Annotated in this window: 27 protein-coding genes and 4 pseudogenes; 19 read left to right on the forward strand and 12 right to left on the reverse strand. The window is 62.3% G+C overall.

Annotation, left to right across the window (positions count from 1 at the left end; all coding sequences use genetic code 11):
• Window positions 1-124: 124 nt before the first annotated feature.
• Complete coding sequence (locus tag BFN67_RS04540; RefSeq protein WP_080918460.1) at window positions 125-2,110, forward strand: conjugal transfer protein TraG; 1,986 nt, start codon at window positions 125-127, stop codon at window positions 2,108-2,110.
• A gap of 10 nt (window positions 2,111-2,120) precedes the next feature.
• Window positions 2,121-2,546 carry a ribbon-helix-helix domain-containing protein gene (locus BFN67_RS04545; RefSeq protein ID WP_080918560.1) on the forward strand — a complete coding sequence of 142 codons (426 nt, stop codon included), beginning with the start codon at window positions 2,121-2,123 and terminating at the stop codon, window positions 2,544-2,546.
• Between the two features lie 30 nt (window positions 2,547-2,576).
• Here BFN67_RS04545 and BFN67_RS04550 read toward each other — a convergent pair whose 3' ends face one another.
• Window positions 2,577-3,182 carry a hypothetical protein gene (locus BFN67_RS04550; RefSeq protein ID WP_080918462.1) on the reverse strand — a complete coding sequence of 202 codons (606 nt, stop codon included), beginning with the start codon at window positions 3,180-3,182 and terminating at the stop codon, window positions 2,577-2,579.
• A gap of 202 nt (window positions 3,183-3,384) precedes the next feature.
• Here BFN67_RS04550 and trbB point away from each other — a divergent pair, with 202 nt between their 5' ends.
• The 11 genes from trbB to BFN67_RS04605 are packed head-to-tail and all read left to right on the forward strand — an operon-like array spanning window position 3,385 to window position 13,059.
• The gene (gene trbB, locus BFN67_RS04555) at window positions 3,385-4,383 is read left to right on the forward strand and encodes a P-type conjugative transfer ATPase TrbB (protein WP_080918463.1); all 999 of its coding nucleotides are present in this window, start codon (window positions 3,385-3,387) and stop codon (window positions 4,381-4,383) included.
• Window positions 4,380-4,712 carry a TrbC/VirB2 family type IV secretion system protein gene (locus BFN67_RS04560; RefSeq protein WP_080918465.1) on the forward strand — a complete coding sequence of 111 codons (333 nt, stop codon included), beginning with the start codon at window positions 4,380-4,382 and terminating at the stop codon, window positions 4,710-4,712. Before trbB ends, BFN67_RS04560 begins: the two co-directional genes overlap by 4 nt.
• Window positions 4,712-4,993 carry a VirB3 family type IV secretion system protein gene (locus tag BFN67_RS04565; RefSeq protein WP_080918466.1) on the forward strand — a complete coding sequence of 94 codons (282 nt, stop codon included), beginning with the start codon at window positions 4,712-4,714 and terminating at the stop codon, window positions 4,991-4,993. The genes BFN67_RS04560 and BFN67_RS04565 overlap by 1 nt, the downstream gene beginning before the upstream one ends.
• A gap of 11 nt (window positions 4,994-5,004) precedes the next feature.
• Complete coding sequence (trbE, locus tag BFN67_RS04570) at window positions 5,005-7,536, forward strand: conjugal transfer protein TrbE (protein WP_080918468.1); 2,532 nt, start codon at window positions 5,005-5,007, stop codon at window positions 7,534-7,536.
• A complete protein-coding gene (trbJ, locus tag BFN67_RS04575; protein ID WP_080918469.1) occupies window positions 7,533-8,303 on the forward strand; it encodes a P-type conjugative transfer protein TrbJ in 771 nt (256 codons plus the stop codon). The genes trbE and trbJ overlap by 4 nt, the downstream gene beginning before the upstream one ends.
• A 22-nt stretch (window positions 8,304-8,325) precedes the next feature.
• The gene (gene trbK-alt, locus BFN67_RS04580) at window positions 8,326-8,628 is read left to right on the forward strand and encodes a putative entry exclusion protein TrbK-alt (protein WP_080918470.1); all 303 of its coding nucleotides are present in this window, start codon (window positions 8,326-8,328) and stop codon (window positions 8,626-8,628) included.
• Window positions 8,628-9,980 carry a P-type conjugative transfer protein TrbL gene (trbL, locus tag BFN67_RS04585; protein WP_080918471.1) on the forward strand — a complete coding sequence of 451 codons (1,353 nt, stop codon included), beginning with the start codon at window positions 8,628-8,630 and terminating at the stop codon, window positions 9,978-9,980. Before trbK-alt ends, trbL begins: the two co-directional genes overlap by 1 nt.
• Window positions 9,977-10,666 (forward strand): conjugal transfer protein TrbF, encoded by a 690-nt coding sequence (gene trbF, locus BFN67_RS04590; RefSeq protein ID WP_080918472.1) that lies wholly within the window; start codon window positions 9,977-9,979, stop codon window positions 10,664-10,666. Before trbL ends, trbF begins: the two co-directional genes overlap by 4 nt.
• Window positions 10,663-11,664 carry a P-type conjugative transfer protein TrbG gene (gene trbG, locus BFN67_RS04595; RefSeq protein ID WP_080918473.1) on the forward strand — a complete coding sequence of 334 codons (1,002 nt, stop codon included), beginning with the start codon at window positions 10,663-10,665 and terminating at the stop codon, window positions 11,662-11,664. The genes trbF and trbG overlap by 4 nt, the downstream gene beginning before the upstream one ends.
• Window positions 11,661-12,806, forward strand: coding sequence for a TraB/TrbI/VirB10 family type IV secretion system protein (locus BFN67_RS04600; protein ID WP_245295157.1), 1,146 nt, complete (start codon window positions 11,661-11,663; stop codon window positions 12,804-12,806). The genes trbG and BFN67_RS04600 overlap by 4 nt, the downstream gene beginning before the upstream one ends.
• 1 nt (window position 12,807) lies before the next feature.
• Window positions 12,808-13,059 carry a DUF2274 domain-containing protein gene (locus BFN67_RS04605; protein ID WP_080918475.1) on the forward strand — a complete coding sequence of 84 codons (252 nt, stop codon included), beginning with the start codon at window positions 12,808-12,810 and terminating at the stop codon, window positions 13,057-13,059.
• Here BFN67_RS04605 and BFN67_RS04610 read toward each other — a convergent pair.
• The 7 genes and pseudogenes from BFN67_RS04610 to BFN67_RS04640 form a co-directional block, all read right to left on the reverse strand.
• Window positions 13,054-13,968 carry a LysR family transcriptional regulator gene (locus BFN67_RS04610; RefSeq protein WP_139789029.1) on the reverse strand — a complete coding sequence of 305 codons (915 nt, stop codon included), beginning with the start codon at window positions 13,966-13,968 and terminating at the stop codon, window positions 13,054-13,056. The genes BFN67_RS04605 and BFN67_RS04610 overlap by 6 nt on opposite strands.
• Window positions 13,969-14,361: 393 nt before the next feature.
• Window positions 14,362-14,603, reverse strand: a pseudogene (locus BFN67_RS04615) (glutaminase); the annotation flags it as partial.
• Between the two features lie 35 nt (window positions 14,604-14,638).
• Window positions 14,639-15,013 carry a nuclear transport factor 2 family protein gene (locus BFN67_RS04620; protein ID WP_080918476.1) on the reverse strand — a complete coding sequence of 125 codons (375 nt, stop codon included), beginning with the start codon at window positions 15,011-15,013 and terminating at the stop codon, window positions 14,639-14,641.
• Between the two features lie 14 nt (window positions 15,014-15,027).
• The gene (locus BFN67_RS04625; RefSeq protein ID WP_080918477.1) at window positions 15,028-16,335 is read right to left on the reverse strand and encodes an aminotransferase class III-fold pyridoxal phosphate-dependent enzyme; all 1,308 of its coding nucleotides are present in this window, start codon (window positions 16,333-16,335) and stop codon (window positions 15,028-15,030) included.
• Between the two features lie 197 nt (window positions 16,336-16,532).
• On the reverse strand, window positions 16,533-17,285 hold the full coding sequence (locus BFN67_RS04630; protein WP_080918478.1) for an amino acid ABC transporter ATP-binding protein: 753 nt from the start codon (window positions 17,283-17,285) through the stop codon (window positions 16,533-16,535).
• Window positions 17,282-17,494, reverse strand: coding sequence for a hypothetical protein (locus tag BFN67_RS04635; protein WP_080918479.1), 213 nt, complete (start codon window positions 17,492-17,494; stop codon window positions 17,282-17,284). The genes BFN67_RS04630 and BFN67_RS04635 overlap by 4 nt, the downstream gene beginning before the upstream one ends.
• Before the next feature lie 116 nt (window positions 17,495-17,610).
• Window positions 17,611-18,561 (reverse strand): LysR family transcriptional regulator, encoded by a 951-nt coding sequence (locus BFN67_RS04640; RefSeq protein ID WP_080918480.1) that lies wholly within the window; start codon window positions 18,559-18,561, stop codon window positions 17,611-17,613.
• A 186-nt stretch (window positions 18,562-18,747) separates the two neighbouring features.
• On the opposite strand from BFN67_RS04640, the gene speB reads away from it, so the two are divergent.
• The 6 genes and pseudogenes from speB to BFN67_RS24700 form a co-directional block, all read left to right on the forward strand.
• Window positions 18,748-19,695: an agmatinase gene (speB, locus tag BFN67_RS04645; protein ID WP_080918481.1), complete on the forward strand. Its 948-nt coding sequence runs from the start codon at window positions 18,748-18,750 to the stop codon at window positions 19,693-19,695.
• Window positions 19,696-19,935: 240 nt separating this feature from the next.
• Window positions 19,936-20,382 (forward strand): IS66-like element accessory protein TnpA, encoded by a 447-nt coding sequence (gene tnpA, locus BFN67_RS04650; protein ID WP_080918482.1) that lies wholly within the window; start codon window positions 19,936-19,938, stop codon window positions 20,380-20,382.
• Window positions 20,379-20,735 (forward strand): IS66 family insertion sequence element accessory protein TnpB, encoded by a 357-nt coding sequence (tnpB, locus tag BFN67_RS04655; RefSeq protein WP_080918483.1) that lies wholly within the window; start codon window positions 20,379-20,381, stop codon window positions 20,733-20,735. The genes tnpA and tnpB overlap by 4 nt, the downstream gene beginning before the upstream one ends.
• A 68-nt stretch (window positions 20,736-20,803) precedes the next feature.
• Window positions 20,804-21,178, forward strand: a pseudogene (locus tag BFN67_RS04660) (transposase domain-containing protein); the annotation flags it as partial.
• Window positions 21,178-21,303 (forward strand): annotated as a pseudogene (locus BFN67_RS04665) (transposase domain-containing protein); the annotation flags it as partial. The pseudogenes BFN67_RS04660 and BFN67_RS04665, both read left to right, overlap by 1 nt.
• Before the next feature lie 16 nt (window positions 21,304-21,319).
• Window positions 21,320-21,529, forward strand: a pseudogene (locus tag BFN67_RS24700) (IS630 family transposase); the annotation flags it as partial.
• A 110-nt stretch (window positions 21,530-21,639) separates the two neighbouring features.
• Here BFN67_RS24700 and BFN67_RS04675 read toward each other — a convergent pair.
• The 4 genes from BFN67_RS04675 to BFN67_RS04690 form a co-directional block, all read right to left on the reverse strand.
• Window positions 21,640-22,500: an NmrA/HSCARG family protein gene (locus tag BFN67_RS04675; protein WP_080918485.1), complete on the reverse strand. Its 861-nt coding sequence runs from the start codon at window positions 22,498-22,500 to the stop codon at window positions 21,640-21,642.
• Between the two features lie 142 nt (window positions 22,501-22,642).
• Entirely contained in the window at window positions 22,643-24,289 is a 1,647-nt protein-coding gene (locus BFN67_RS04680) for a N,N-dimethylformamidase beta subunit family domain-containing protein (protein WP_080918486.1), read from the reverse strand.
• Window positions 24,290-24,305: 16 nt separating this feature from the next.
• Entirely contained in the window at window positions 24,306-25,127 is an 822-nt protein-coding gene (locus BFN67_RS04685; protein WP_139789031.1) for a transporter substrate-binding domain-containing protein, read from the reverse strand.
• A 92-nt stretch (window positions 25,128-25,219) separates the two neighbouring features.
• On the reverse strand, window positions 25,220-25,894 hold the full coding sequence (locus BFN67_RS04690; RefSeq protein WP_080918488.1) for an ABC transporter permease: 675 nt from the start codon (window positions 25,892-25,894) through the stop codon (window positions 25,220-25,222).

Here is a 25,894-nt window from a genome sequence, read left to right on the forward strand (position 1 = left end):
GCGAGCGCACCTCGCAAAGGCAAAGCCATTCAGGCTGTCCCATTTTCTCGCTATCGCCCTCTGCCGTGCGCTGCTTATCGGGCTGCTCTTGAAAGGGCATCTTGCGGCCTGATCATGGCGCCCCATGACCGCCACGAAAATCCTTTGGGGCCAGATCCTCATCGTCTTCCTGATCGTGCTTTCCACCACTTGGGGCGCCACGCAATGGGTCGCCTGGCGGCTGGGGTTCCAGGCGCAATTGGGCAATCCCTGGTTCGAGTTCCTCGGCATGCCGGTCTACCCGCCGCCGGCGATCTTCTGGTGGTGGTATTTCTATGACGCCTATGCGCGCGCCATCTTCTGGGAAGGCGGGGCCATCGCCGCCTCGGGCGGCTTTCTCACCATCGCCGTCGCCATCACCCTTTCGGTGATGCGGGCCCGCGAGGCGGCAGATATCGACACCTATGGCTCCGCGCGATGGGCCGAGCAGAAAGAGATCGCGGCGGCAGGGCTGCTCGGTCCGGACGGGGTGCTGCTGGGGCGGCTCGGCCAGGACTATCTGCGCCATGACGGTCCGGAACACGTGCTCTGCTTCGCGCCGACCCGGTCGGGCAAGGGCGTCGGCCTCGTCGTTCCCTCGCTGCTCACCTGGCCGGGTTCGGCCATCGTCCACGACATCAAGGGCGAGAACTGGGAACTGACCGCAGGGTTCCGGGCAAGGCACGGTCGGGTGCTGCGCTTCGATCCGACCGGCATGAGTTCCTCCGCCTATAACCCGCTGCTCGAGGTGCGCCGCGGCGAGTGGGAGGTGCGCGATGTCCAGAACATCGCCGACGTGCTGGTCGACCCCGAGGGTTCGCTCGAGCGCAGGAACCACTGGGAGAAGACCTCGCACTCGCTGCTGGTGGGCGCGATCCTGCACGTTCTTTATGCCGAAAAGGACAAGACCCTCGCCGGCGTCGCCGCCTTCCTCTCCGATCCGCGCCGTCCGATCGAGGCGACACTGAAGGCGATGATGGCGACCCAGCATCTGGGCGAGGTGGGTCCGCATCCGGTGATCGCCTCCACGGCGCGGGAGCTCTTGAACAAATCTGACAACGAGCGCTCCGGCGTGCTCTCGACCGCCATGTCCTTTCTCGGGCTTTACCGCGACCCTGTCGTCGCCCACGTCACCCGGCGCTGCGACTGGCGCATCGCCGACCTGATCGCGAACGACAAACCCGCCACGCTCTATCTCGTGGTGCCGCCCTCGGATATCTCGCGCACCAAGCCGCTGATCCGCCTGGTGCTCAATCAGATCGGCCGTCGCCTCACCGAGGACCTGCACACCAAGAACCGCAAGCACCGGGTGCTGATGATGCTGGACGAGTTCCCGGCGCTCGGGCGGCTCGACTTCTTCGAAAGCGCGCTCGCCTTCATGGCGGGCTACGGCATTAAGAGTTTTTTGATCGCCCAGTCGCTCAACCAGATCGAGAAGGCCTATGGCCAGAACAATTCGATCCTCGACAACTGCCATGTCCGGGTGAGCTTCGCCACCAATGACGAGCGCACCGCCAAGCGGGTGTCGGACGCGCTCGGCACCGCCACGGAGATGAAGGCGATGCGCAACTATGCCGGTCACCGGCTCGCCCCCTGGCTCGGCCATCTTATGGTCTCGCGCTCGGAGACCGCGCGGCAGTTGCTGACGCCTGGCGAGATCATGCAGCTGCCGCCCGACGACGAGATCGTCATGGTGGCGGGGACGCCGCCGATCCGGGCGAGGAAGGCGCGCTACTACACGGATGCTCGCCTCACTGAGCGGGTGTTGCCGCCACCCGATCCGAAGGAGGAACCGGTTTCGGCACGCGAGGACGGCTGGTCGACGTTGCCGGCGCCGGAGCTGGATGTGGCGCAGGAGACCAAGGCAGGGGACGGTGACGAGGACGAGGCGAATGCCGGGCTGCGGCGCGAGCCGGAATTGCCCGAGCATGTCGCCATCGTGCCCGAGACGGAGAAAGAACCCGCGCGGGAATTCGAGATGCTGGATGACGAGCCGGAGGACAATGCTCGCCAACGGCAGGCCCTGCGCGGCCAGATGCGGCAGATCGCCCGGCAGGCCAGCCTCGACCACGATGACGGCACTGAGCTGTGAGGAGGCCGGCATGCGCGACCGCCTGAACCTTTCACTGCCCGTCGAGATGATCGGCCGGATCAACGATCTGGCCGACCGCAAGCGCCTGACCCGCTCCGCCGTGGTCGAGGCGGCGGTCGAGTCTTTCCTGTCGCCCGATCATGCCGACCGGCAGGAGGCAGCGCTCACCAGACGGCTCGACCGGCTCACGCGCCAGGCGGCGCGGCTTGAACGCGACCAGCGCATCACCGCCGAGACCGTCGCGCTCTTCGTGCGCTTCTGGCTGACCATCACCCCGCCGATCGCGCCGGAGGACCAGGCCGCCGCTCAGGCCAAGGGCCGGGAGCGGTTCGAGGGCTTCGTCGAGACGCTCGGGCGGCGGATACAGAAGGGGCGGGGGTTCCTGGACGAGGTGCCGGCAGATGTGAAGGCCGCGCCTTCCGAACCGGGCGATTGACCGAACGGGGAGGGAGCTTTCCTGGCAGTGCTACGAGGCGTCCTGCTTGAACCAGGGTTCTGTCTCCAGCCGCTCGCGTAGCGGCGTCCTCACGAATGCGGGCGCTCGCCAGACATAGGTCGCCGCCGCGGCCTTGCCCGCCGGAGTCAGCTTCTGCAGATGCGCGATCGCCGCGTCGACGGAGAAGGTTTCGCCCTTTCGGACGCCGTTCTTCTGGGCGAAGTTGGACGGAAGACCGGTCCAGACGACAACGTCGATCCCCTTGGACGCGGCCCATTCCGGAATCGTGGCAGGGACCGGCGCTTCGCATTTTCGCGATCTGTCGTTTGGGAAGTAGAACCCGATGCGTTTCAGGATCGTGCCCTCACGATCGCGCAGATCGGCGATGGCATCGTCCGGATTCCTGCGTTTGCTCATCGCATACATCACCTTGCACTCCCGGCCGTGTTCCTCGTCGATCACCAGGGTGAGGGCGCTGCCCCTTGTCTCGGAGACCCGCGAGAACTCCAGCGGCAGGACGGGCCCGTCCTCCAGCCACTCTCCACGCTGCTCATCGAACTTCGGCCAGCCGTCATCCCAGATGAGCGATCCCCATCCGAGAATCGCGATCCTCAGCGCCGTCTCCTTGTCCCTCATGGTGCTCGTCCCGTTCCTGTTTCGTCAGTGCCTCGTCATCATGCAGCAGGTCCGGAATTTGGAACACCGCCTTTCACCTGTCATTGCACGCCAGAACCCTACGCCCCCTGAATACTTATTGAGCCATCCCCAAGTCTGCCTTTCTTAATCGTCCCCGATCCAGGGCCGCCTGTCGCGTGCCCTCAGCGAGAACGGGGACGGCATGACCGGGAACTACCAGCAACCAGAGGCGATCCGGCGCGGCGCGCGCATGTTGCGCACGGCGCTCGGACCCGCGATCGCCCGGTTCTTGGACGACCCTCAGACCGTGGAGGTCATGCTCAACCCCGACGGGCGGCTCTGGATCGACCGGCTGTCCGAAGGCCTGTCCGACACGGGCGAAACGCTGTCGCCGGCCGATGGCGAGCGCATCGTGCGGTTGGTCGCCCACCATGTCGGCGCCGAGGTCCATGCCGGCAGTCCACGCGTCTCCGCCGAACTTCCCGAGACGGGAGAGCGCTTCGAAGGCCTGCTGCCGCCGGTGGTTGCGGCGCCTGCCTTCGCCATCCGTAAGCCGGCCGTCGCGGTGTTCACGCTGGAGGACTACGTCGCCGCCGGCATCATGACCGAACTCCAGGCCGAAGCGCTCCGCGTCGGCGTCGCGACACGCGCCAACATTCTGGTCGCCGGCGGCACCTCCACCGGCAAGACGACGCTGACCAACGCGTTGCTGGCCGAGGTTTCCAGGACCTCCGACCGGGTCGTCATCATCGAGGATACGCGCGAGCTGCAATGCGCCGCGCCCAATCTGGTGGCGATGCGCACCAAGGACGGCGTCGCCTCGCTCTCTGATCTCGTCCGCGCCAGCCTGCGGCTGCGTCCCGACCGCATCCCGATCGGCGAGGCGCGCGGGCCCGAGGCGCTCGATCTCCTCAAGGCCTGGGGCACGGGCCATCCCGGCGGCATCGGCACGATCCATGCCGGCTCCGCGCTTGGCGCGCTGCGCCGGCTGGAGCAACTCATCCAGGAAGCCGTCATCACCGTGCCGCGTGCGCTGATCGCCGAGACCATCGACCTCGTCGCCGTGCTTTCCGGGCGTGGCACGGCGCGGCGCCTGAGTGAACTTGCTCGTGTCGACGGCCTTGGGCCCGACGGTGACTACCGCGTCTCGCCCACGGATCCTTCACCCACAATCCCTCATGTCACTGGAGATCGTCCATGATCCGCATTCTCTCCCGCGCGCGCTGCCACATCGAATCCGCCGCCGTTTTCGCCGGGGTGAGCCTCATGCTCGCCCCGGCTGCCCATGCCTCCGGCTCCTCCATGCCATGGGAGGCGCCGCTGCGGTCGATCCTGGAGTCCATCGAGGGACCGGTCGCAAAGATCGTCGCGGTGATCATCATCATCGTCACCGGCCTGTCGCTCGCCTTCGGCGACACGTCGGGCGGTTTCCGGCGTCTGATCCAGATCGTCTTCGGCCTGTCGATCGCCTTCGCGGCCAGCTCCTTCTTCCTGAGCTTCTTCTCCTTCGGCGGCGGGGCGCTGATCTGATGGCGGCCACGTTCGAACAGCTCGAGGCGGTCCCAGGTTTCTCCGTGCCGGTGCACCGATCCTTGAGCGAGCCGATTCTTCTCGGTGGCGCGCCGCGGACCTTCGCCATCCTCAACGGCACGCTCGCCGGCGCCATCGGCCTCGGCCTCCAGCTCTGGATAGCGGGGATCGCGATCGGGTTGCTGGGCCACGCGATGGCGGTCTGGGCCGCCCGGCGCGATCCGCTCTTTGTCGAGACCGGGCGCCGGCACCTGCGCCTGCCCGGCCACTTTGAGGTGTGAGGGCGCGCGCGATGATGAACCTTGCCGAATATCGCCGCACCGGCGCCCGGCTCGCCGATTACCTGCCCTGGGCGGCGCTCGCCTCCGAGGGTGTGGTGCTCAACAAGGACGGCAGCTTCCAGCGCACGGCCCGCTTCCGCGGTCCCGATCTCGACAGCGCAGTCGCCGCCGAACTCGTCGCCGTCGCCGGCCGCCTGAACAACGCTTTCCGCCGCCTCGGCTCCGGCTGGGCGATCTTCGTCGAAGCGCAGCGGGCCGAGGCCGCGACTTATCCCGAGAGCCGCTTTCCCGATCCGGCCTCGGCCCTGCTCGATGCCGAGCGCAGGGCTTCGTTCGAAGAGCAGGGCACGCATTTCATCTCGGATTATTTTCTGACTCTGACCTATCTGCCGCCGGCCGAGGAGACCGCGCGGGCCGAGACCTGGCTCTACGAGGGCCGCGAGCGCGTCGGCGTAGACCCACAGGAAATCCTGCGTGGCTTTGTCGATCGCACCGATCGGGTGCTGGCGCTGGTCGACGGCTTCATGCCGGAATGCCGCTGGCTTGATGACGGCGAGACGCTGTCCTATCTCCATTCCACCGTTTCGACCAAGCGGCAGCGCGTGCGCGTGCCGGAGATACCGATCTATCTCGATGCGCTTCTGGCCGACCAGCCGCTCACCGGCGGGCTCGAGCCGCGGCTCGGCACGGCCCATCTGCGCGTCCTCACCATCACAGGGTTTCCAACGGTCATAACGCCCGGCATTCTCGACGAGCTCAACCGGCTCGCCTTTCCCTATCGCTGGTCGACCCGCGCCATTTTGATGGACAAGACGGATGCGACGCGGCTGGTCACAAAGATCCGCCGTCAATGGTTCGCCAAGCGCAAGTCGATCGCGGCGATCCTGAAGGAGGTGATGACCAGCGAGCAATCGGTGCTGGTCGATACCGACGCCGCCAACAAGGCGGCCGACGCCGACCTGGCGCTGCAGGAACTCGGCGCCGATATCGCCGGCCAGGCCTATGTCACCGCGACACTGACCGTCTGGGACGAGGATCCGCGGCTGGCCGACGAGAAGCTGCGCCTCGTCGAGAAGGTCATCCAGGGCCGCGATTTCACCGCTATGGTCGAGACCATCAACGCGGTCGACGCCTGGCTCGGCTCGCTGCCGGGGCATGTCTACGCTAATGTGCGTCAGCCGCCGATCTCCACACTGAACCTCGCCCACATGATCCCGCTTTCCGCCGTGTGGGCAGGCGAGGCACGGGATGCACATTTCGATGCGCCTCCCTTGCTCTATGGCAAGACCGAGGGTGCGACACCGTTCCGGTTTTCGCTTCATGTCGGTGATGTCGGTCACACGCTTGTCGTCGGTCCGACCGGGGCCGGTAAATCAGTGCTGCTTGCCGCCATGGCGTTGCAGTTCCGCCGCTATCAGCGTTCGCAGGTCTTCGCTTTCGATTTCGGCGGATCGATCCGCGCGGCCTGCCTCGCCATGGGCGGTGACTGGCACGACCTCGGCGGCGGCCTGAGCGAGAGCGGCGAGGCAGCCGTGTCGCTGCAGCCGCTCCGAAACATCGATGCCGCCGCCGAGCGGTCATGGTCCGCCGGCTGGATCGCCTCCATCCTCATGCGCGAGGGCGTGTCCATCAATCCGGACGTCAAGGATCACATCTGGACGGCGCTCACCTCGCTCAGTACCGCGCCCGTTGAAGAACGCACCATCACCGGGCTCTCCGTGCTCCTGCAGTCCAACGACTTGAAGCAGGCGCTCCGGCCCTATTGCGTCGGCGGACCCTATGGCCGGCTGCTCGACGCGGAAGCCGAGGATCTGGGCTCCGCCTCCGTCCAGGCCTTCGAGATCGAGGGACTGGTCGGCACCGGAGCGGCGCCTGCCGTGCTCTCCTATCTCTTCCATCGTATCGGCGACCGGCTCGACGGCCGACCGACGCTGCTCATTATCGACGAGGGCTGGCTGGCGCTGGACGACGAGGGATTCGCCGGGCAACTGCGCGAATGGCTGAAGACGCTTCGAAAGAAGAACGCCTCTGTCATCTTCGCCACGCAGTCGCTCTCCGACATCGACAACTCGCCGATTGCGCCGGCGATCATCGAGAGCTGCCCGACGCGGCTCCTGCTGCCGAACGAGCGCGCAATCGAGCCGCAGATCACCGCCATTTATCGCCGCTTCGGTCTCAACGACCGTCAGATCGAGATCCTCGCCCGCGCGACGCCGAAGCGGGACTATTACTGCCAGTCGCGGCGCGGCAACCGGCTCTTTGAACTCGGCCTCTCCGAGGTGGGGCTCGCGCTCTGCGCGGCGTCCCCCAAATCCGACCAGGCGCTGATTACGGAGATACTGGCCGAACATGGCCGGAGCGGGTTTCTCGATGCTTGGCTGCGTGCCCGTGGCGCCGCCTGGGCGGCCGATCTCGTTCCCGATCTCACCAACCTCGTCCTCGAGCCTGCGCCGCGCCGCGCGGAACCGCGCGATGGCTCGGGCTCCGGGGAGGAGGACACCGGTTCAATGCCATCTCAACCCCACCAGGAGACCACATCATGACCCTGCCATCTCTCCGCCGCTTCCGCCTGTGCGGCGCGTCCGCGCTTGCGCTGGCACTTGCCGCGCCGCTCGGCATGTCGCCCTTCATGGCGTCGCCCGCCCACGCCTGGCGGATCGTGTTCGACCCGTCGAACTACGCGGAGAACGTGCTCACCGCGGCGCGGACGCTCGAGCAGATCAACAATCAGATCGTGCAGTTGCAGAACGAGGCGCAGATGCTGATCAACCAGGCGCGTAATCTGGCGAGCCTGCCGTTCTCCACCCTGCAGCAACTGCAGCAATCGGTGCAGCGCACGCAGCAGCTGCTGAGCGAGGCACAGAACATCGCCTTCGACGTCCAGCAGATCGACCGGATGTTCCAGCAGCAATATGGCGCCATGGATCCCGGCACATCCGAAGGGCAGCTCATCGCCGATGCCCGCGCCCGCTGGCAGAACACCGTCGGCGGGCTTCAGGACGCCATGCGCGTCCAGGCCGGCGTCGTCGGCAATATCGACCAGCAGCGGGCGCAACTGGCTGCGCTCGTCGGCGAAAGCCAGGGCGCGACCGGCGCGTTGCAGGCGGCCCAGGCCGGCAACCAGCTGCTGGCGCTGCAGGCCCAGCAGATCGCCGATCTCACCGCCGTCATCGCCGCCAATGGTCGGGCGGAGGCGCTCACCCAGGCCGAGCGCGCGGCGGCCGCCGAGCAGGGCCGTGTCCAGCGCGAGCGTTTCCTGACGCCGGGTGGCGGCTACCAGCCGGGCAACGCCCGGATGTTCAATAACTGACGCCCAAGGGCAGGGGGACATCATGGACTCCAGGCTGCTGGCCCGCATCGCCGCGATAGTCTTTGCCGCCGTTGCGCTCACCGCGACGGCGATCGAAATGGCGCGGCAGGAGAAAGCACCGCAACCGGCTGCGTTCGCGCCGGCGGTGGAACCATCGGTCGATCCGCTGCGCGCGGGCCAGCGGCGTTGCCAGCACATGGGCGAGGCCGCGGCCAGCAATACCGGGTGCCTGGCGGTCTGGGCTGAAACCCGCGATCGCTTTCTTGGCCGCGCGGCAGGACCCGCGCCCGGACCCGGCGCCCCTCATCAGGGCGAGGCACGATGATGGGGGGAACAGGCGTCGTCGACTCCTTCCTGGGAGTCTTTACCTCCTACATAGACAGCGGCTTTGGCCTGCTGGGCGGTGAGGTCGCCTTCATCGCCACCACGCTGATCGTTATCGATGTGACGCTCGCCGCGCTGTTCTGGGCCTGGGGCGCTGATGACGACATCCTGGCCCGGCTCGTCAAGAAGACGCTGTTCGTCGGCGTCTTCGCCTACCTGATCTCGAACTGGAACAGCCTCGCCCGCATTGTCTTCGAGAGCTTTGCCGGTCTCGGCCTGATGGCATCGGGCACCGGGTTTTCCGCCGCCGAGCTCCTGCGCCCCGGACGCGTCGCCCAGACGGGGCTCGATGCGGGACGGCCGCTTTTGGAAAGCATCTCCGACCTGATGGGCTTCGTTGCCTTCTTTGAGAACTTCGTCCAGATCGCCTGCCTGCTCTTCGCCTGGGCCCTGGTGATCCTCGCCTTTTTCATTCTTTCCATTCAGCTCTTCGTCACCCTGATGGAGTTCAAGCTGACGACGCTCGCCGGCTTCGTGCTCATTCCCTTCGGTCTTTTCGGAAAGACCGCCTTCATGGCCGAGCGCGTGCTCGGCAATGTCGTCTCCTCCGGCATCAAGGTGCTGGTGCTCGCCGTCATCATCGGCATCGGCTCGACCCTCTTCGGCCAGTTCACCGCCGGTTTCGGCGGCGTGACGCCGACGATCGACGAGGCGATGGCCATCGTTCTTGCCGCGCTCTCGCTGCTGGGCCTCGGTATCTTCGGGCCCGGCATCGCCACGGGTCTCGTCTCCGGCGGTCCACAGCTTGGCGCTGGCGCAGCTGTCGGAACAGGACTTGCCGTCGGCGGCGCGGCACTCGCCACCGGCGGCGGCGCCATGCTCGCGGCGCGCGGAACCGGCGCCGTCCTCTCCGGCGGTGCTGCCGCCACACGCGGAGCTGTCTCGGCCGCCGGCGCGGCCTCGACCGCCTACACACTCGGCGCGGTCGGCGAAACCGGTGCGGCAGGCGTCGCCTCCGGCATGGGCGGCGTCGCGCGTGCCGCAGGATCCGCCGCCGCCTCGCCGCTGCGCAAGGCCACATCCCGTGCCTCGGATGTGGTCAAGTCGAGCTACACCGAGGGCGTGAAGGCCGGGTTCAGCGCCACGGGCGGCACATCGTCCATGGGCACGATCGGTGGTGACTCTGCCGCAGCCTCTTCCGCACCGGCTTCCATGCCACCCGCCTGGGCCAAATCCCTGCGCCGCAATCAGGCCATGAGCCACGGCCTCTCCGCCGCCGGCCACGCTGTCCGCGCCGGTGACAGCCATGGCGGCGGCGCCTCCGTCACTGTTTCAGAAAGCGACCGCACATGAGCCTCTTCAAACGATCCGCCACCCATTACGGCAAGACGCCCGAACCCGAGACGCCCTACCAGAAGGCGACCCAGGTCTGGGACGAGCGCATCGGCTCGGCCCGTGTGCAGGCCAAAAACTGGCGTCTCATGGCTTTCGGCTGTCTGATCCTCTCAGGCGGTTTCGCCGCGGCGCTTGTGTGGCAGTCGGCGCGCGGCACCGTCGTGCCCTGGGTCGTCGAGGTCGACAGTCACGGCGAATCCCGCGCTGTCGAGCCGGCCACGGCCGACTATACGCCCACCGACCCGCAGATCGCCTTTCACCTGGCGCGCTTTATCGAGAAGGTGAGGGGGCTCTCCGCCGATCCGGTGGTCGTGCGCCAGAACTGGCTCGGCGCATACGAGTTCACCACTGACCGCGGCGCCGTCGCCCTCAACGACCATGCCCGCGCCAACGATCCCTTCACGCGCGTGGGCAAGGAACAGGTCTCGGTCGAGGTCTCGAGCGTCATCCGTGCCTCGCCCGACAGTTTCCGGGTGGCCTGGACTGAGCGGCACTATGACAACGGCCAGCTCGCCCGCACCGAACGCTGGACCGCCATCCTGACCGTCGTCATCCGCCCGCCGCAGACGGCCGAGCGCCTGCGCGCCAATCCGCTTGGAATCTATGTCAACGCGATCAACTGGTCGCGGGAGTTGAGCCAATGACGACAGACCGCGCGATCACGTCTCTCCGTAGATCCGCAACCGCGGCTCTGCTGCTTTCCGCGACAGTGCTCGCGGGATGCGCCACCAACCGACCGCCGCAATTTTCCTATGACGATACGGTGCCGCCGCTTCCGGTGGTCAGAACTTCGACCGCAGACGACATGTCGAAGCCGCTGCACACGCCGCCCGCCTGGACGCCGGGCAAGGGGGGGGCCAATGCGGCGACGGCGACCGGGCGCGTCGAGAACGCCAATGCCGCCGCGCGCGTCGAGCCGCGCCGCGAGGGGTATTTCAACGCCATCCAGATCTACCCCTGGTCGGAGGGCGCGCTCTATCAGGTCTATGCCGCTCCCGGTCAGATCACCACCATCGCGCTCGAGCTTGGCGAGAATCTCACCGGCGCCGGTCCGATCGCTGCCGGCGACACCGCCCGCTGGATCATCGGCAACACGGAAAGCGGCGCCGGTAACAACCGCCGCGTCCTGGTGCTGGTCAAGCCGACCCGTCCCGACATCACCACCAATCTCGTCATCTCGACCGACCGACGCACCTATCTCTTGGAACTGCGTTCGGGCGAGAAGACCTGGATGCCCGCCGTCTCCTGGGCCTACCCACGCGTGCCCGGCGAGCAGCGTGTGGCCGCGACGACACCGTCCATCCCGCCGGCGCGTGCGCGCAACTATCGATATGGCCTGCAGGGTGACGCGCCGCCCTGGCGGCCGGTCTCAGTCTTCGACGACGGACGACGCGTCTATGTCGTCTTCCCGGCCGGCATCGTGCAGGGCGAGATGCCGCCGCTCTTAGTCATTGGCTCCGATGGCCAGCCCGAGATCGTCAACAGCCGCATCCATCGCAACGTGCTGATCGTCGATCGGCTCTTCGGAGCGGCAGAACTGCGGCTCGGGCGTGGCAAGGACCAGCAGGTGGTGCGCATCGTGAGGACTGCGCCGCGAAGTCGAGCCGCAACGACGCCGAGCGAAAAGGAAGAGCGGTCATGACGTCATCGAATACGAGCACAGACAGAGAGGCCGCCGCCTCCATGCGCCTGCGCGCCGATCCGCCGCGCGTCACCCGCATCTCGCGCAAGGCCATGGCCGGGCTCGGTATCGTCGCCGGTCTCGGCATGGGCGGCGCCCTGATCTATGGGCTCCAGGGGCCGGACCGGCAGGGCTCACGGCAGGAGCTCATCACCAGAGATCGCAGCCAGCCGGCGGATGGGCTCAACGACCTGCCCGGCAGTTATGACGCCATTCCCAAACTCGGGTCTCCGCTCCCCGGCGATCTCGGTGGTCCGATCCTCGACGCCCAGGAACGCGGCCAACCGGTCGTCCCGCCGACGATCGCCACGCCCGCGGCCGATCCGGAGGAACAGCGACGGCTCGCCGAGATGGAGGCAGCCCACACCAGCAAGCTCTTCTTCCAGACGCAGCCGGGCGCCCGGACGGACATGCCTGTCGGCACGATGCCGGCCGTGGCGGCACCCGACCTTGGCGCAACCGGACAGGACCGGCACCAGGCTTTCCTGAACGCGGACGTTGATCGCCGAACCGTGGCACCGGATCGCGTAACGGCGCCGGCCTCGCCCTATGTGCTGCAGGCCGGGTCGGTCATTCCGGCAGCACTCATCACCGGTATCCGCTCGGACCTCCCGGGGCAGATCACGGCCCAGGTGACCCAGAACGTCTACGACAGTCCGACCGGCAGCCTGCTGTTCATCCCCCAGGGCACCCGCATCATCGGCGAATACGACGACGGCGTCACCTTCGGTCAGCGCCGCGTGCTCCTGGTCTGGAAGCGGCTGATCTTCCCAAACGGACGCTCGATCGTGCTGGAACGCCTGCCGGGCGCCGATCCTTCCGGCTATGCCGGGCTCGAGGACGGCGTCGACTATCACTGGTGGGATCTGATGAAGGCGGTCGGGCTCTCGACCCTGCTCGCGGTCGGGGCCGAGCTTGCGACCGATGACCAGGAGCGGCTGGTCCAAGCGATCCGCGACGGCGCCCAGGACACGATCAATGACGCCGGTCAGCGGATCGTTCAGCGCCAATTGCGGGTCGAACCGACGCTTACCATCCGGCCCGGCTTCCCGGTCCGGGTCATTGTCAGCCGCGACCTTGTGCTTGAACCCTACGGAGGCTGAGATGGCGAAGCTGAAACTCGGACCCTTGCCAGACGACAGGCCGGTCAAGCTGACCGTGGAACTGCCCGCGAGCCTTCACAGGGATCTTTTCTCGTATGGCGAAATTTTGGGCAGGGACGGCGGAGATGGGCCGGTCGAGCCGGTCCGGCTGATCGTGCCGATGCTGGAGCGGTTCATCGCAACGGATCGCGGGTTTGCTAGGGCGCGGCGCGGTTGCGCGGCACCGAAACCGGCACACGATCCGACCTCATGAAGATTGCTGGCGCTTCGCCGACATCGTCCGGGCAAGACTGAGGAGCCGTCGCATGGCCGGATTGTCGTTGACCGGCGACCAGACTGCGGTGAAAGGCAAAACTTCGCCCCTGATCGGTCGATAGCAGATGCCAGGAAACCGGGCGGCCGTGGAGGCTTCGCTGGTCAGCGTCAATCCTTCCGCCATTCCGACGAGCGACAACAGATTGTGCCGGTCGACCTGATGGCAACGGATGTCGGGAGTGTGGCCGAGCCTCGCCAGCCGCTTGATCAGGCAATCACGTATGTTCGGCCCGGGCGGAGCCTCGCTGATCACGAAGGTCTCTTCGGCAAGATCCTCCCAGTCGAGTTCATCCCTCGCGGCGAGCGGATGGCTCTCTGATAGCACGACGAAGCCGCCCTCGGTCCAAAGCCTCACCGTGTCGCAATCCTGCCACTCCCGCGCGCCCGGCAGGAACGCCACGTCGAGCCGAAGCTGGCGGATCTCGGCGACGAGACCGGCCGGCGCGCCGTCGACCAGTTCGGTTGCCACGCCCGGATGCGAGACACGGAAGCTGCACAAAAGCTCGCACAGGAATCCCGAGGACAAAGAGGCGTGATTGCCGATCCTGATCCGTCCATCCTCGCCGCGGCCCACCGCACCGACATCGGCGCCGGATTCTCCGATGTGCCGGACGATCTCCCTGGCTCGCGGCAGGAACTTCTCGCCGGCGATGGTCAGCCGAACCCCGGCGCTATGCCGGTGAAACAGCGAGGCTCCGATATTGTCCTCAAGATCCCGGATGCGGCGGCTGATTGCTGACTCTTGCACGTCGAGCGCTGCGGCCGCCTTGCGGAAGCTGCCATGCTCGACGGCGGCGAGGAAGTAGCGCAGATGGCGGAACTCATAAGGGGCAGGGGGCAGTGCCATTGGCAACCTCATAATGTGACTGAAACATTTTCTGTTCGCCCCCGAACCCCGCCCTGCGGTCTTATGGAATTGCTGGCGAAGTCCTGATGTGCTGTGAAATTTCCATGGATCGCGGCCTTGGTGAGCGAATTGATTGAGCCTGGCGGAAAGTGCCTGGTGTTATGAAATCAAAAAGAAACGTCCTGCCGGCGCTGTTCCTCCCCGCCGGCAGGACGGGCCGCCATGCGCCAAGACAGCTTGGAAAGGGCATGCGGCGAGTTTGGTATGTGCATTTTCATTCGGTCGTCAGGGGGCAACGCATTGCCGATTTGACGACAAGTCCTGGGAGAAACACGCTTTTTTCTCCATCTCACGTGAAGTCATCTTCCATCCACTCGTCCCGTTTTGATCTGGACCGAAAACCGACCAGTCGTCTGATGAGCCAACAATTCGAGTGCGCTAATGCCAAGTAACGAATTGCCCTGCACATCGACACCGGGGCTCTAAACTGCGAGTGAGGCGATGCCCGGCGCCACAGCCAGGATGCCACCGCCGACACCACTCTTGGCGAGCAACCCCACCCGGAAGGCAAATTCCCCCGAACCGTCGTAGAGGCCACACTTCAACATCAACGAGTTCAGGCGCCGGGTTCTTTCGTAAGGCGTCGCTGGAACTTGACAGTCAACCTAAGTCACAAATCAAAATGCCATACCTTCGATACGATCTGCCATTTGCCGTCGACCAGAACGAATGTAAGGTCGTCGATGAAGCGTTTTGGCAGGTAGACGTCTCTGACACGCGCGTGAGCAGTCGTTGGGCTCGCTACCGATAACGCGAGGATTTCGTCCTGTCGCTCGTCGCCCTTTTCCTGCGGAGACGGGCGATTAGCAACGAGATCGAGATACGCATTGACGTTCAGATTAACGAGTTTACCATCTGTTGCCGAGTACAACTGGGCCCGAGGATGGAAGACTGCACGAAATCCCTCGACATCGCCAAAGTAAAGCGCATCCAGGTAAAATTGAACGGCTGCACGGACGTTCTCAGCCACCGTATTATCAGGCATGACTTATCTTCCCTTCAGGCCGCGCCGCGTTCAAACTCGGCGTCAGCAACAGCCAGGCCATGATCAAGAGCAGCAAGCAGTGTATCGAGTTCGCTGTCGGTAATGATAAATGACGGGGCGAGGAACAGCGATGTTTGCTCGCCGCTTGTACCGATGATCGCGCCCGCCTCGATCGCGCGTGACGCCACACGCGAAGCAATCGGAGAAACCGTAGTGTCGGCATACCAATTGCGCCAATCGGGACCATGGAGTTCCACGGTCCAATGCAAGCCGAAACCATCGACGCGCGCCACGCTCGGATGCCGGCGAGCGATCTCGACGAGACCCTGCTGCATCTTCGCTTCGAGCGTCTTGACGCGTCGGATGATTTCACCGTCCTTCATCACCGACAGATATGCCCGGATAGCGGCAACCGCACTAGGATGCGCGCGAAAAGTGCTGTAGGTCTGCCAGCTCTTGTCCTTCATGTTATCGACGATTTCCTTAGACATGACGACCGCGCCGGCAGGGGCCGAACCACCAGCCAGGCATTTGCCAAGTGTGACAATATCGGGTCGGGTTTCGCCGCCCTGGAAGGCGAACCAGCGGCCGCTACGCCCGAGGCCTGTTACCACTTCGTCCGCGATCCAAAGCGAACCGGCCTTGCGGGCTGCATTCGCGACGTAGTCCTGATACTCGGGATCGTAGTACGTTCCACCTTGCGTGTAGTCGATGATGGTCGCCGCTACTGCGGACAACGCCTGCTCGGTACCAGCCATGCGCTCAGCGAGTGTCCTGTTGTCACTCACAACCCCGTACTTCGCATCAACCGGACCTGGGATGATGCGGACAGGAACCTGCGTCGGTACCGCTTTGCTTCCACCGCTCTGGAGGGCAAGACCGCCATGCCAATGCGGCTGTACCGTCATCTGTCGGGACAGGCCTGTCATGCCATGAAAGGCCCGCTCGCGGGTTGCAAGCTCCGTGCGACCAGTCAGGGCCTGCGAGAAGGTCAGCGCAAGATCGTTCGCTTCGCTTCCTGAGATGAAAAAACGGACGGCGCCCACCCAGCTCTTTTCTTCGCCGAAGGCGATGTCGATCAGCTCTTCAGCAGCGGCTTCACGCTCGGCCCAGAACCAACCCTCGTTGATGACAGGATTTGAGGCAGCCTTGATCATCGCTTCAACCATGGCAGGGTGCTTGTGGCCGAGGGGGCCGCCGGTGTTACTGCCGTCGATAAGACGACGCCCATCTGCGAGAATGAAGTATACACCTTCGCCGTCGACAACCTTGATGACTGGTTCTTTGCCGGCATTGAGTCCGGTTTGCAGAAGTCTGCTCATATTCGTTCTCCTAAACGTCAGCGTTTTATCGGTTTTTTCGGCGTGCTTGCGCTACGCACAGCTAGGTGTTGTGCCAGACCATCGCCGAAGCATTGCGATCCGTCGCGGGTGCGGGCGAACACCGCGGAAGCGGCTTCTCGCAAACCGCTCGATCGAGGTGGATTGCGTGGTTTCAGTTGTGCTGGCGCGATGCGGGACTAGTGGCTGTGTTCGTACACTTGCCGAAGAAATTCTTTCGTGCGCGGATGCTTCGGCCTGGTAAAGAATGAGGCCGGAGCGTCTTCTTCCAAAATCACCCCGCCATCCATAAAGATCACTCTATCAGCCACTGTCCTTGCAAAGCCCATCTCGTGAGTAACGACGATCATCGTCATGCCTTCTCGGGCCAGATCGATCATGACATCGAGAACCTCCTTGACCATCTCGGGGTCCAGGGCGGAAGTAGGCTCGTCGAACAGCATCACCTTCGGCTGCATGCAGAGCGCACGCGCAATTGCGACGCGCTGTTGCTGTCCGCCCGACAGCTGCCCCGGATATGCATGAGCCTTGTCTGCAATCTTCACACGTTCTAAGAGGCGCATTGCCTGAGCCTGCACCGCCTCATGAGCGGTGCCCCGAACGATCCGCGGCGCCAGCATAAGATTCTGCAGCACCGTTAGGTGCGGAAACAGATTGAACTGTTGGAAGACCATTCCAACCTCTCCTTTGAGATCGGCAATGTTTTCACAGTTGGGGTGCAACTCGTGGCCATTCACCAGAATCTTCCCGCTGCTTCGCGGTTCCAAACCGTTGATACACCTGATCAGAGTACTTTTTCCCGATCCAGAAGGGCCGCAGAGCACCACCCGCTCGCCGGCACGGATGCCGATGCTTACTCCCTTGAGTACTTCCACCGACCCGTAGGATTTATGGATCTTGTCAAGGCTGATCATTGTTGAGCCTGAGGTCATTTTGTACCTCGGCCAGATAGTTCTTGTTTCGCGCTCCGAGCGGAAATCGTCTGATCATCGACGAAATGAAGGTTGAAAGGCGCGATGAACTGGTCTGTCGAAAATCCCGGAATGAGCCCTGAAATGCTTCTTGTAGTCGGGGGCGCGGTCATGGCCGCTGATGCATCACCGGACGGCTCGAAATTGATATTGATGGCATTTGTGATCATTGTAATTCCCGGATCCGGCACGATGTGTGTGATTGGGAACGAGCTAACGATCGCGAGACGTCCTCGTCTATCCGATCTTACTATGTCTTACATCGAATACTCCGATGTAAAATTTGTCAGCGCCTCTTTTTCTTTATCCCGCCGTCAAGCGGCTGTATCGGTTGTGGGTCCCGCTCTGATTTCAGCAGCTTCGCCTCGCGCACTCTGTTGATAAAGTTTCTGATAAGCAAGTTCTCTTCCGCGTTGGTTTTGTGAAGGAGGTAGAAGGGAGAGTAGTAGTCGACGTTCTCGCTGGTCCTGACCCTCGTGAGCGAGGGCAGGGTCTCCCCATAATGCACCGGGAGATAGCCCATGAAGCGTCCAGATCGAATCAAAAGCGCTTGGGCTTCCATCTCCTCGACGACCGCGCCTGGGCTGATATGCCCAACCCGCTCGAGATCGTACCGGTGCAGATACCGACGCGCGACAAAAGCATAACGTTTCAGCTCGGCGAGCTCGACAGCTTCCTGGCCCGCCAGAGCATGCTCATTTGAACAAAATAGCGCGTGCTGCTCATTGAAGAGAGGGATGTAGACAATGCCGGCAGTTTTACGGGTAAAGGCACCGGCGATAGTAACGTCTCGTGCCCCTTCGATTAACAATCGCTCCATATTGCCGGGAGAGTCCGTGTAGATTTCGATCACGGTCTTCTTAGCGCGGTCGTTGAACTCGCCGATGATTGCCGACAAGTCCCATGCCCGGTTTGTGACCATCGCGTCTACAATGCCTAGCCGCAATACACCCTTGAGTTCACCTGAGATTGAAGCGGCGGTGTTCTGAAATCTGTCGGCCGCTGAGAACAGATCCTCACAGGCGTCATAGATCTGCTGCCCGGCCGTTGTAAGCGCAAATCCTGACCGGCCTCGGTAACAGACGCGAAATCCCAGCCTTTTCTCAAGATCGGCCAGTTGTGTCGAAAGCGTCGATTGAGACACGTTCAAAGTAAGCTGCGCCCCCACGATGCCACCTGCCTCGACGATCGCGCGAAATGTACGAAGCAACTTCAGATCAAAGTCGTGAACGCGCATTCCATCCTCCTCAGTAAGTATCAAAGGATGTTACATCGACACTCCCGATGCAATACGGCTTGATCACTATTTTTGCGAAGTAAGAAATTCGTCATGGAAGATTTGGTGAGAGCGGCCCGATTTTGAGAATTCCTGGTTCTGGCCACCTCGCATGTGCCGGATGAAAAAGGAATTGGAGAAGCTATCATGACAACGTTCAATCAACCGCTTGGCGGCAATGAGATGCCCCGCTTCGCGGGCATTCCAACCATGATGAGGTTACCTCACGCGCCGGACGCGAAGGGTTTGGATGCTTGTTTCATCGGCGTCCCAATGGATATTGGCACGTCGAACAGAAGCGGCACACGCTTTGGTCCTCGTCAGGTTCGCGCTGAATCGGTGATGATACGCCCCTATAATATGGGAACTGGAGCCGCCCCATTCGACAGCCTCCAGGTGGCCGATATCGGAGATGTCCCGACAAACCCTTTCGACTTGAAAAAGTCGATTGGTATCATCTCCGAATTTTTCGACGGTATCTTGCAGTTCGACTGCAAGCCGCTCGCAATCGGGGGAGACCACACACTCACATATCCGATCCTGCAGGCGATGGCGCGCAAGCATGGTCCAGTTGGGCTTATCCATATCGATGCACATGCCGACATCAATGAGCATCAGTTTGGCGAAGCAATCGCGCATGGAACACCGTTTCGGCGGTCTGTCGAGGAAGGTCTTCTGGACTGCAAGCGTGTGGTTCAGATAGGGCTAAGAGGGTCCGGCTACGCCGCCGAAGATTTCGACTGGCCGCGCGGGCAGGGGTTCCGCGTCGTTCCAGCGGAAGATTGCTGGCATAAGTCGCTTGTCCCTCTCATGGCTGAAGTCCGCCAACAGATCGGCGAAGGTCCTGTCTATGTGAGTTACGATATCGACAGTCTTGATCCTGGAATCGCCCCCGGTACAGGAACGCCAGAGATCGGCGGGCTCACGACCATCCAGGCCATTGAAATCATTCGGGGATGCCACGGGTTGAATATCGTTGGCGCGGATCTCGTCGAAGTGTCGCCCCCTTATGACACGACGGGAACAACAGCGATTACCGCTGCCAACCTCCTGTTTGAACTGCTTTGTGTCCTACCTGGCGTAATCAGCCGATAGCGAATGGAGCTGGCGCGCCTCAGCGCGCGCCAGCCAGGCTAGATCCTGGGGTGGGTTTAGCGCTTACGTTGTAAGCGCCAAGGGCATCCCATCTGGTTTTAGGCAAAGCTTCAGGCGACATTTGGCACGAGCGATCCAGACTGGTGCCAAGTTGTATGTCTACGGTAAGCGCTGTTTTGAGGGCACCTTTCGCGCGGGGGCATAGGGGACGATGTTCGGAGCCTTTGAGGGCTTCGACATATGACGATTTCAGAGTTTACGCTTAAGTCCAGCGATCTGGAGCCGGTGCGCCGGTTCGAAGTTTTTACGGGCTCTGGCCGGCGGCGCGAATGGTCGCCGGAGGACAAGGCACGGATCGTGGCGGAAAGTTACGCGACCGACGAAACGGTTTGTGCTGTCGCGCGCCGATACGCTTTGTCGCCGCAGCAACTGTTCGCTTGGCGTCGGGCCGCTCGGCAGCCGGCAGCCGAGAGGACGGCGGTGCCGGAATCGTTGTTCGTGCCGGCAGTGGTGGCGGCTCCGATACCGGATCCGGCGGCGAAGCGGTCGCCAATACGCAAAAGGAAAGCCGCCCGAGCGGCCGGCGTGATCGAACTGGAGATCGACGGCGTCGCCATGCGTGTTGGCCGCGGAGCCGATTCCAAGACGGTAGCGGCAGTCATCCGCGCGCTGAAGGCGACGACGTGATCGGGCCGACGGGCGCGGTCAAGGTCATGGTGGCGACCAAGCCGGTCGACTTCCGCAAGGGCGCGGAAGGTCTTGCCGCACTGGTGCGTGAGACGATGGGCGCTGATCCGTTCAGCGGTGCGGTCTATGTCTTCCGGGCAAAACGGACGGATCGGATCAAGCTGATCTTCTGGGATGGCACCGGGGTCTGCCTTTACGCCAAGCGCCTGGAGGACGGCGAGTTCCGATGGCCGAAAGTGCATGACGGCATGATGCAGCTGACGGCCGCGCAGCTGTCGGCGCTGCTCGAAGGTCTCGACTGGCGACGGGTCCATGAAGCGCGCCAGACCCGCGTTCCGGTGCAGGCGAGCTAACCGCGACCAAGTGAATCAGCTTTAATTCCGCTGTCGCCGGGCGTCGGCGAATATGGTCTGATCCGCTGATGGCTATCACGGCTGACCAGCTTCCCGACGATCCGGACGCGCTGAAGGCGATGGTCCTGGCGCGCGACGTCGAGAATGCTCGCCTGATTCAGATCATCAAGGAATTGCAGCGTCATCGCTTCGGTCGTCGCGCAGAGACGCTTCCCGCGGATCAATTGCTGCTGGGGCTGGAAGAGGCAGAGCAGATCGAGGCAGCCGGCGAGGAAGAGGCCGAACGTGGCGATCTTGCCGCGCGCAGGGAGCGCTCCGCAAAGCGGCGGACGAACCGGGGTGCGCTGCCGCCGCATCTGCCGCGCATCGAGATGGTCGTCGACATCGAGGACCATGCCTGCCCCTGCTGTCGCCACGGCCTACACCGGATTGGCGAAGATATACCCTTCTGCAAACCGCCAAAATGAACAACGTCGATCCACTCGCCTGGCTCACCCAGACCCTTGGCCGCATCGCCAACCGCTGGCCGATCTCCCAAATCGATCAGCTCATGCCGTGGAACTACTAGGCCTGAACGGCCTCAGCTGCGCGCTTACCTTACGTTACGGTCTGATTTCGACGGAGCCAGTTTGCGGCATCTCGCTCGCCAGACACGCGATGCCGATCAGAAGCGGCGGCTTCTGGCGCTCGCATCGATCTATGATGGCGGCTCGCGCGCTGATGCTGACCGGTTTAGCAACGTTCAGATTGTGCGCGATTGGGTTGTTCGCTTCAATACTCGGGTTCCGACGGGCTGGTCAACGGTAAGGATCCGGGCAAGCCTTCTCTCCTGAAAGACGAACAGCGAATGGCCTCGGCGCATGGCTTCCGCCTCCAACGCGGCGTCCGCTCTCGCCCCGGTCGGTCACCTATCCGCGTTTGCGCGCAGCCAAGTCTCAAATGTCTGTAGCCAAGGCCGCTCGGCGCGCAGGACGTTCAGGTCGTAATGCCATCCGTGCCTGCCCATCCAGCGGTAACTGGAATAAGGCTTGCGCGCCAGAAGGTGAATGGCGATCGTGGGGAGGTAGACCACCTTTGGTTGGCGCAACGTTACAAGCACGAAATTCTCGACGATCTGCTTGTAGCTCAGTTCGTCGCCTGCCAGCTCAATCCCCCGCAGTCCGGGCCTTTCTGGCCGATCTTCAATGAGAGCCTCTGCGGCGACGCGTCCGATATCATCGACTGCGACCAATTGGACAGGTCTGCCACGCAAACCGTGGCGCAGCAACTCAAGAACATAATGGGCGCGCGGCTCTGAGCTTTGCAGCAGCGAATCCATAAACATCACCGGCCTGACAGCTGTCACATCGAGGCCGAGCGACTGCAGATGCCGCTCGATGATCCCCTTGCTCTCGAAATGTTCAAGACCTGTTGAGACATCTCCGGACGCCACAGAAGCCTGTACGAAACGCCGGACGCCGGCAGACTTGGCCAGATCGCCCAGCATCATGCCCTGGCGGATTTCTGCATCTACGCCATGAGCCCACGGGTCCTGCACGCCAAAGACGGCGTCGACCCCGTTGAGGGCATGCGCTATCGATGCGGGATCGTCGAGGTTGCCCTTGACGATCTCAACCTGTTGGGCGGCCAGTGCTTTCGCCTTCGGGCTCGAGGGATCGCGCGTCAAGGCACGCACCCGGGCGCCTCGTTGGAGTAGATGCCTCAGCACGGCTCCACCTTGTTTGCCGGTTGCGCCGATTACAAGAATAGTTTTGGTGGAAATCATGGTCTTTGGGTCCGGAGTTGAGTGATATGGCTGGCGCTGCCGGGCGAGGTGCGTGCCGGTGGCATGAGTGCGCTCATCGCAGACCGGATTCAGAGGATTCGACCGCAGGACTTTCTCAGCGTTTTTTCATGCACTTGAGCCGTTACGGGCCTAGAAACCGATCGAGTACATTCTTTGTGATCTGAATAACGATCCGGTCATCACGGACCAGCCCCATTATCCAGTCCGAAGTCCCGGCATGGAAGACTTGGCCCTTTCCGCGCTGGAAGTAGACGATCGCTCCACATCCCCGTTTTGTCTTCTCGATGCTGGCCTGATCAGCAGATCCGGTCAGAACCATAGCCACATACTCGGCGTCTTCTCGGCCCAGGAACGTGTGGCCCGGCTTAATTGATTCACCCTCCTCGATGGTCGATGAGAGGCCCAGAGCCAGTATTTCCATGCAGTCCGGTGCGAGCGCTCCTGGAGCAACGAACGGCAGGCCGCCGCGGATTTCATAGCCGATCCCGTCGACCTCGTAGCCGAACACGCCGCTCTGGCCGCCGATGATGTCTCCGTAATAAAGGCCGGTTTGCGCGAATGCCCAATGATCCGGACGATACAGCGGGAATCCTTTGGCTCCCCGGGGTGAACACCCGGACCAACTCGCATACATGCCGTGCGTTGCGTTAAGGCCGAACGTTGAAGCGCCCGGTCGCCCTATCTCACCAGCCTCCCATGACTCCGTAACAAGATGCCTTGGTCCCGTGTTCATCAATGGGTCTCGCTCACGAGCTGTGTATTTGTAGCAAACCTGCGTACTTCCACCGTCCTCCAGGCGGATCTGCCACATGAAGTTTCCTGCGAACCTGGCAATGCGGCCGCCGCAATCAACATAAGCATCAATCGCGTCGCGCATTTCCCAGGACCAATACTCGTCATGGCCGATAGTTGCCACGCATCGGTAACCGGACAGAATGGTTGGATCGTTATGCAGATCGGTTTGAGATATGACGTCGACCTGATAGCCCGCTTTCTCGGCCCAAATCACAAATCGGCGTTCGAAACTTGCCCATCCGGCAGAGACATATTTTTTGCTGTATCCATTGCGATAGGCCCACTCCATGTGGGGGTATTCCGGTTCTTCCAGGATGCCGGGCTGATCCATCAGCACTGCACGTGGAGCCTCATCGGGAATGCTGACGAAACCGCGGGCGTAAGGTCGCTGGACGCTCAGACGCGGCGCGAAATCATTTCCATTGGGCCCGGACAGGCCCTGATAATGATTGGAGCCGCCCCAATCGTTATAGGCAGTCCATGTGGCCGTGGCCGCTACTAGAAGCAGCCTGTCGTTATTCTCAGTCGTCCGCGTTTGACGGCTTGGCCCGAAAATGACGACGTGCTCGCTCTCGGCGACAACGCCGTCACAATCGGATGCAACGAAAGCCCTGATAACAAAACCGCCGGAACGCCAGCTTTCGGTATCGGATACGACTACCGAGACTGGCCAGTCGCAGCCCACCTCCGAACAATTGACGTTTGTGGCAGACCAAGTCCCTGGAAGGCCGGTCCGGCGAACCACTGGTTGGCGATGTGCGCCGTCTCGGTATATTTCGATCGAATAACGTTGTGCGTTAGTGTTGACCGAGATTTGAATGGGGTCGCCTGGTCGGTATGAAATACGATCTGCATACAGCCATATCCGGATTGGGCCCCCCGGATCGGAGGGGGGCCTTTCTGCGTAGTTTCCCTGTACGGCCTCGCGCCGCCAATTGACATCAGGGGATTGCGTTTGAGATGGACCGCTCATGGCGCGAGAACCCCAGTCACTTGTCGTTTCCGATGCGGAAAGGGAAGTATTTGGCCCAAAGCGCATCAAACTCACCATTTGACCACATCAGATCGACGGCTTTCTGAACCTCCGAATGCAAAGGCTCATTGCCCTTCTTGATGACTATCCCGGCGCCATCTCCAACGGCTGGGCCCGAAATCTTGGCCTCCGAGACCTTGCAGCAATCCTTTCCCTCGTTTTGCACCCACGTATAGAGAGTTGGGGTATCGCCCATCACGGCATCGATGCGACCTGCTTTGAGATCGGCGTAAGCTTCAATCTGAGAAGGATAAAATTTCAGCGTCGAATCCGAGAAATTCTTCTCGAGATACGAAGCATGAACAGTTCCTATCTGGGCACCCACTGATTTTCCCGCGAACGCATCCGGTGACAGGTCAGAACCATCGCTATTCTTTGGCACCAGGAAGCTCGCGGAGTTGTTGTAGTACTTGATCATATCCACCGCCTTCTTTCGCTCGTCCGTGATCGAATGCGATGCAATCACCATGTCGTAACGGCCGTTTTGGACAGCGGGGATAAGACCTTCGAAGTCCTGCGCCGTCCACTCGCATTTTGCGTCGAGTTTGGCGCAGATCGCGTTGCCGATTTCGATGTCAAGGCCGGTCACCTTGCCAGCGTTATCGACGACACTGAAAGGCGGATAAAGGCCATCGGTACCAATCTTGAGTGTACGCTGCTCAGCCATTGCAGAAGTGACACTCAGCGATAGCAGTGCCGTAGTGAGCAGCACTTTATAGTGATTTACTGACTTCATTTTGTTTGGTTCTCCCGTTTTGACAACTGCTTCTTCTTCCAAGCCCCGTTAAGCTCCTAGTTGAGGCCATATGGTATTCATTCAGACCAAATACCGCTGTCATCGCCATCGGTCCGGAATTCCGTATCGAACGGTCACCATCGAAAAAATGACTGCTCCAATAACTTGAAGGCAAGCCTGACGATCGAAACGATGCAAATGTAGATCAAGGCGGCCCAGATATAGATTGTAATATCAAAAGTTCTCGAATATATAACCTTGACGACGCCAAGTAATTCATAGAGCGTTACGGCCATTGTGATGGAACTAGCCTTGATCAAGAGAATGATCTCGTTTCCGTAGCCCGGCAGGGCTAGCCGAATGGCTTGTGGCATGATTACTTTTCGGAGCGTGGCGACCCAACCAAGCCCAAGGGCAGTTGCGGCTTCCCATTGTCCCTCGGGTAGACCGTCGATCGCTCCGTTCACCAATGCAGCGACATAGGCTGCTGAATTGAGGGCAAACGCCAGAACGCTGCAGAAAAAAGCGTCGCGGAAAAGCCACCAGACGCCGAGGTCTTCCAGCAGGGGTCGAAGTTGACCACTTCCATAGTAGAGAAGGAAAAGCTGAGCCAGAAGCGGAGACCCTCGAAAGAAGGTGACATAAGTGCGGGAAAAAGCCCGAGGGATCCGCGAATTGGAGCGCAATCCCAATACCAGCGGGACGGTTATTATGGCGGCACAGGCGGCGGCCGACCCTACCAATGCAAGCGTTAGCTTGAATCCCTCGTAAAGACGTCCGGCGTTTTCGACAACAAGCGAAGTATCCAT

The organism is Manganibacter manganicus (genome assembly GCF_002075885.1).
Classification (GTDB): Bacteria; Pseudomonadota; Alphaproteobacteria; order Rhizobiales; family Rhizobiaceae; genus Mesorhizobium; species Mesorhizobium manganicum.